This is a genomic window from Halonotius pteroides (genome assembly GCF_003605635.1).
In the GTDB taxonomy this organism is placed as follows: domain Archaea; phylum Halobacteriota; class Halobacteria; order Halobacteriales; family Haloferacaceae; genus Halonotius; species Halonotius pteroides.
Window position 1 is genome coordinate 1 of record NZ_QMDW01000047.1, and the last position, 5,868, is coordinate 5,868.

Annotated in this window: 5 protein-coding genes and 1 pseudogene; 4 read left to right on the forward strand and 2 right to left on the reverse strand. The window is 50.2% G+C overall.

The window, feature by feature from the left end:
* The first annotated feature begins 132 nt into the window (after positions 1-132).
* The 3 genes from DP106_RS14815 to DP106_RS14825 all read left to right on the forward strand — a co-directional run bounded on the left by DP106_RS14815 (position 133) and on the right by DP106_RS14825 (position 3,331).
* Positions 133-2,328 (forward strand): PAS domain S-box protein, encoded by a 2,196-nt coding sequence (locus DP106_RS14815; RefSeq protein ID WP_120086574.1) that lies wholly within the window; start codon positions 133-135, stop codon positions 2,326-2,328.
* A gap of 90 nt (positions 2,329-2,418) precedes the next feature.
* Positions 2,419-2,841 carry a CheF family chemotaxis protein gene (locus DP106_RS14820; protein WP_120086576.1) on the forward strand — a complete coding sequence of 141 codons (423 nt, stop codon included), beginning with the start codon at positions 2,419-2,421 and terminating at the stop codon, positions 2,839-2,841.
* 118 nt (positions 2,842-2,959) lie between these two features.
* The gene (locus DP106_RS14825; protein WP_120086578.1) at positions 2,960-3,331 is read left to right on the forward strand and encodes a hypothetical protein; all 372 of its coding nucleotides are present in this window, start codon (positions 2,960-2,962) and stop codon (positions 3,329-3,331) included.
* Between the two features lie 267 nt (positions 3,332-3,598).
* Here DP106_RS14825 and DP106_RS14830 read toward each other — a convergent pair.
* Together DP106_RS14830 and DP106_RS14835 are read right to left on the reverse strand one after the other, a co-directional pair.
* A pseudogene (locus DP106_RS14830) lies at positions 3,599-3,948 on the reverse strand (type II toxin-antitoxin system PemK/MazF family toxin).
* A complete protein-coding gene (locus DP106_RS14835; protein WP_120086583.1) occupies positions 3,945-4,316 on the reverse strand; it encodes a MarR family transcriptional regulator in 372 nt (123 codons plus the stop codon). Before DP106_RS14835 ends, DP106_RS14830 begins: the two are co-directional and overlap by 4 nt.
* A 366-nt stretch (positions 4,317-4,682) precedes the next feature.
* Here DP106_RS14835 and DP106_RS14840 point away from each other — a divergent pair, with 366 nt between their 5' ends.
* Positions 4,683-5,840, forward strand: coding sequence for a tyrosine-type recombinase/integrase (locus tag DP106_RS14840; protein ID WP_120086581.1), 1,158 nt, complete (start codon positions 4,683-4,685; stop codon positions 5,838-5,840).
* The last annotated feature ends 28 nt before the right edge of the window (positions 5,841-5,868 follow it).

The following is a 5,868-nucleotide window of genomic DNA, read 5'->3' on the forward strand; positions in this document are numbered from 1 at the left end:
GCGGGACGAAGAGGGGTTCCTGATCTGGCTCAATCCAAACGAATTGACTGCCTGACCGACTCCCTGGTGCAGTTTCAAACCACGCTGGATGACTAAGAGTTCAATACCAAACCATAGCAGGGCACCATACCAATGGATATAGAACCATCTTCAACCGATTCGGACGCGGTCAACCGGGACGACAGTCTTGCTCCTGGGTTCGTGAAAGTTACCGAGACTGAGACACAGATTGATGTGCTCCATGTTGATGCCAACAAGGCATTCGTAAATACAACTGCGGAGTTTCTTGAGAATCAGTATGACATATTTGTCCACCCAGCGTCAGAACCTGAAGATGTGGTTGAACATCTTGCAAATAACGAGATTGATTGCATCGTTGCCGATTACGATATGCCGGGAGGCAACGGTATCGAATTGCTGGAAGCTGTCCGTGAACAACACCCGGAGCTACCATTCATCCTATTCACTGCTAAGACTCCTGATGAGATTGCGGGCAAAGCAATCTCCAAAGGAGTAACAGACTATCTACAAAAAGGAACGAGCACAGCGCAATATGAACTCTTGGGCAATCGTATCCATAACGTTGTCACGCAACGTCGATGTGAGTTACGTGCTCATCAATTGGAACAGCAGTTCGTAGAACATGCTGAGCAGACCAACAACGTGCTCTGGACATTCAGTCCTGATATGGAGGATCTTATCTTCATCAACTCTGCCTTTGAGGATCTGTATGGGATCTCAACAGATCGGTTTCAAGATAATCCTCTATGTTTCCTCGAAGCAACACATCCTGAAGATCGATTACACGTAGAGGAAGCTGTCAACCGACTTAAAGACGGCCAACCAGTTGATATTGAACATCGGGTGAATGGAAAAAAAGATCACCAGCGTTGGGTTCAGGTTCAGGCACAACCAATCTACGATGATAACGACGAAGTCACTAGAATTGTTGGATTAATAACGGATATTACTGAACAAAAAGAACGAGAAAACCAACTACGGCAGTTTAAGCAGGCTGTCGAATCTACTGGGCAGCCGTTCTATTTCACTGATTGCGACGGCGTTATTGAATATGTCAATCCAGCTTTCGAGGAGACAACTGGCTATTCGGCTGAGGAGGTGATTGGTAAGACGCTAAAAATACTGCAGTCGGGTGCACATGACCAATCATTTTACGAGACAATATGGGAAACACTCCTTGACGGGAAAACGTGGCACGGTGAGCTACTTAACCAACGAAAGGATGGCGAACAGATTGTCATCAAGCAAACAATTGCGCCAGTCACAGACGAGACAGGCCAGGTCAATCACTTTGTCGCCGTAAGCAACGACATTACCGAGCAAAAAACGCGGGCACAAAAACGGAAGCAAGTCATCAAACGGATGACTGACGGCGTTTTTGAAGTGGATGCCGACTGGCGTTGTACACTCATCAGCGACCACGCCCAGACAGTCTTAGGAGTCTCAGAGTCAGAACTCCTCGGAGAGAACTTCTGGGATGTGTTTGGGAATGCCCAAGGAACGACGTTTGAAACAGAGTACCGCGAAGTAATGGAAACACGTGAACCGACCTCGTTTGTCGAACACTACGAGGAGTTTGACCGGTGGTTTGACGTCCAAGTGTATCCCAATGACGACGGAGGGATTGCTGTCTACTTTCAGGATGTTACTGAGCGTAAAGAGCGCGAGCGTTGTCTCGAACTCCTTGATCGAGTGTTACGACACAATCTTCGGAATGATATCAACGTGATTCGTGGTCAAGCCGAAATCATTCATAATCAATCGATGAACGGGATTGGGGAAAGTGCTCAAAAGATAGTTAAAAAGAGCGATAATTTGATTCAGTTAGCTGAAAAGGAACGAGTATTAGTAGATATACTACAAGAGCAACCGGAGGTTATTGACGTTGTCGTGAGGCCATTTCTGAAGACCATTGTCACAAAGATGGAGTCCACGTATCCGCACGCAACGCTCCATCTCGAATGTCCAGATGAGATTACGACCACTGCAAGTGCCAAATTCAGCAAGGCCGTCGAAGAACTCATTTCCAATGCGATCATTCACAGCAAGTCAGATGATCCTATCATTGAGATAACCGTTCGTTCAACACCAACTGATGTTAGTATTGCGATTGTGGACGACGCACCTCCGATTCCGAGAATGGAGCAAAATGTCCTATTGAAAGAAAGTGAGCCGACCTCGTTATATCATGGTGGTGGACTCGGTCTCTCGCTCGTGCGGGTGTTGACTTCCCGCTCAAATGGGCGCATCGAACTTGATCGAGTGGATGCAGGTGGAAATCGAATTGAACTCACACTCCCATCGTGATGATACCCTACCTATGAGTTCCATCCTTAGACAGTTCCGCGATTGGAATGTCTTCTTCCTGAACAACCCGTGTGATTCGATACGAGTATCATGAGTAACCAAGTAAACAACACTGACAAAACGAACCCAGTCACAAGCACCGAACACACGATTACAGATACCACTGGTAGATTCACAATGGCTGTCCAAGACAGCCAGCAAGTTGCGGAGATTTCGTGGTTAGAGGGCCGTATCATCCTGTCAAATCAGAGCCTCTATCTTATCGGGGAAACCGGGAAGCTCTCGGTCGGCTTCTCAGAGATCACTACCCTGTCAGGGCAGACAGAGCCAGCACAAACCAGTGGAGGTCTTTCGAAGTACGTTCGCATTGAGTATGGTAACGATGTACTGATTGTCTCACCAGCCGACTATGACACATTCAGAAAGGGACTCTATACAGCAACAATCGACGGTGAGAAAATCAACTGCAAGCACCCTGCGGTCAGAGGTGGCGTAGTGCAAGCCGTCTCCTAGGCGACAGCTCGCGTCTCGGTCAGGGAGCATCAGTTAGTCATGACGCTCAACGACGGGACACAGGCGAGAGTCGAACTCAGTGAGATAAGTAACGTCACCCTGAGGCAGCTAACGATCAATGATAACGATCAATGAAGCTGAACGCCAGGTTATCTGTGTGTCGCATATCGAGGACAACTCGACAGTTAAGACACAACTCACGGCCTCAGAGCGTACATGTATGTTTATCCAATCGTTTCTTGCGCAGGGTGCACAACGCAGCCACACAAACATCGATCTCGCGGAACTTGAGCAAGAGCTGTTATTAGCCCTTCATTCTGGCGTTAGACCATTTGATATTCCGGAGTTCATCGGTGCTGACGTCGAAACAGTTGAAGATGCATTTGATCGTCTCGTCGCACAGGGGATTGTTGACCGTGTTCGGGTGCGCCAAGAAATTGAATTGAATGCAACTGGTCGAAATATCGTAGCTGACGTCTTTTCTGAGTGATTTAGCTCTTTTACATGTCGGCGTCAGAGAAGTCCATTATGGGTATCAGATGCTTTCGCCACAGCCTACGCTATGCTTCTATTCCAACGTGCAAAGCTGAGTTTAGACAAACAACCACCAGTACTCTATACGCTCTCACTCAGCCATCATAACGCGAGATACTACAGTAACAGACAACAGCGTTAGCAAGCCTTCATCCTCGGGGTCAGGCCTCAAAACACTCGTCCTACTCCTCCTGTAGATTTCGGTTGGTCTCCTACAGATCAGCTACTGCAACTCTCCGACGAGGGCAGCGACCGCTTCGTCGACAAGGTCATTCTCCACTTTTCCTTGCCAGAAGTCGATATCTTCGTGGTCGATCGATTGGACGCCCCATGGGACGATTCGACTCTCGTCCGGTGTCCCGCCACGAAGCCAACTCTCCTCAGGAATGGCGAGGAGGCCATCCATCCAAGACTTCGACGTGAGTGTTACTGCGATATACTGCTCGCCGTAGAACGGACGGCCTTCGTGGTTCGAGAGGATAAGCCAAGGACGAGCGTCTTCTTCGCCTTTGAACGGGTCATCGCCGTAGACGATATCGCCACCTCAAATATCGGTGTCTCTCCGTCGGTCACTGTTCATCCTCGACACTCGGGTGGGGCTTCTGCGGTGCGTGCTCGCGCCACGCCTTCTTAACCTCCGTACCGAGTTGGTCGTTGAACAGTGCGGTCGCCCGTTCGCAGCCGCTGTATCCTTCGAGGCGCTCGGCGTCGTCGGTTATCGCCCAGTACGTCGCCTTGTGTTCGACCAGACTGCGATCCTTCAACCGTGAGAGTGCGGTGCTGACCACGCCCTCGTTGACGCCGATCTGAGAGGCGATTTCGCGGGCCTTGAACGCGCGATCTTCGTTGGCGGCGAGAAATCCGAGGACCTGATCTGGGACGGAGAGTTCTTCAAGTTCGTCCTTGCTCGTCTTCTCGAAGGTATCTCGGTCGATGGACATCGTTGAAAGGAGGTACGTCATACGCTGTAAAGAGTGTTAGGTGTGAAAGCTACGAAACTGTTGAAGGTGAATTACTGTCCATCGCGAAGGCATTCGAGAACCGTATGCATTGAGACGACCAGTCTCAACTACTGCGTATATTAGAGAATAATTTGTTGCTTACGAAAGGTCAGATTTAGCTTGATTTTTGATGTAGCGTTATACAGTTTATGCCTGATTCCTTCGATTCACCGGTTATAACTTACTTAGTGTTATGTCTGTAGGAGACACTACACTCACCAAAAATATTAGATATCTGTGGGATTAACGCTATCCCGAGAGAATGGCTGATACCAAATTACCCCAAACCACAGCGAGGCGGTTCCCGTGACGGGATCTCAGTACCAGTGGTCACGGAAGTCACTTGACGAGTTAGTCGATTTCTACTACAGTGAGATTCGACCGGCGATGCGCGAGACTGATGAGCCAGATCACGGGCGACCCAGCTACGAATGGCTGGCGGAGCACGGCTTCTCTGGGCTCTCCTACACGCTTCAGGAGCATCACGATCTCACTGTCGAGGAGTTCTTCGTCGAAGAGGTCGGTCTTGGGGACGATACCTCTGGGGACTACGGTGACGATTCAGGGTACGACTGGAGTGTTCGGAACGACGAGACGGTTACAGCGATCGAGCGGTACCTCTCAACCCAACGTGATCGTGGGGAACTAGCTGAATCTACAGTCAAAAGCCGTCGCTCCCGGCTCGCGGAGTACGCCCGAATCTACGAGCAGCTGCATGGCCCGGTCAGCCTCACACGAAATCTCGACGATATTGAGGAACGGCCAACCGAAAACGACTGCTGCATGGAGGTCTTTGACGTGCTCAAAGACCGACTCTCCACGGATCAATCTCGACTCAAATATCTCGGCGATGTACAGCAGTTCTATGACTACCAAGTTCGCTTCCGAGGAGCGAAGTACAATCCACTCGACGGAGCGAACGACCAGTTCCGCTGGGAGATCGGCAATCCCGACAACAAGACTGTCGATGCTGAAGGAATGCGAGCAATCTACGAGGCCGCTGAGAGTATTGAAGAGCGATTATTGGTGCTCGGTCTGGGGGCGTGGGGACTGCGTCCAAACGAAGTCGCCTCACTTACGCTGGATCAGTTCGTTCTTGATGACAATGAAGACAATCGGATCGTCTTTGAACAGCGGAAGAACGGGCCTGGTGAGGTCGCCGTGCTGTTCGGCGTCGATGTTCTGAAACAGCGAATCATCGATCTTGACGACCCTGGGTGGGATGGCTATCTGTTCCCATCCGATCGGTCAACGACGGGTCACATCTCACCGCAGACAGTCACCAATTGGTTCAAACGGCTCGCCGGTGATGCTGGTGTGACTGTTGAGGGTGAACGACCAACCGCAAAGGTGGGCCGACGATTCTGGTATACGACCTACAACGAGGCCGTCAAACAGATGATGGAGGGATTAGAGGGAATTGCCGCTGACCAAGGCTCAGTCGATCACATCGGGTTAGTTTGAGTGTCTGCTTGGAGAAGATATGCACTCG